The following is a 273-nucleotide window of genomic DNA, read 5'->3' on the forward strand; positions in this document are numbered from 1 at the left end:
CGGCATCGACGCCCGGCATGCTCACGGTTTGCAGCCAGCGAAGCGTGCCCAGCTTGGAGTCGGCATCGCACAGGCGGTTGAAGACCATCACACGAATGGCCTGCTCAATGGGGGTGGTGTAACGGGCGCGTCGGAAAACGGCCGCCAGGGCATCGAAGCCCAGCTCACGCCAGAGTTGATCAAGGGCCCATACATCGCCCAAGGCCAGGGCAGACTCAAAGCGAACCTGGGGCGTGGCGATGTCCACGCCACTGCGGCCCTTGGCACGCAGCA

Annotated in this window: 1 pseudogene; it reads right to left on the reverse strand. The window is 64.8% G+C overall.

The features are described 5' to 3' along the window. Positions 1 to 273: pseudogene (locus tag ABG80_RS11440) on the reverse strand (IS1634 family transposase); the annotation flags it as partial.

Source organism: Aquabacterium parvum (assembly GCF_001447195.1).
GTDB lineage: Bacteria > Pseudomonadota > Gammaproteobacteria > Burkholderiales > Burkholderiaceae_C > Aquabacterium > Aquabacterium parvum.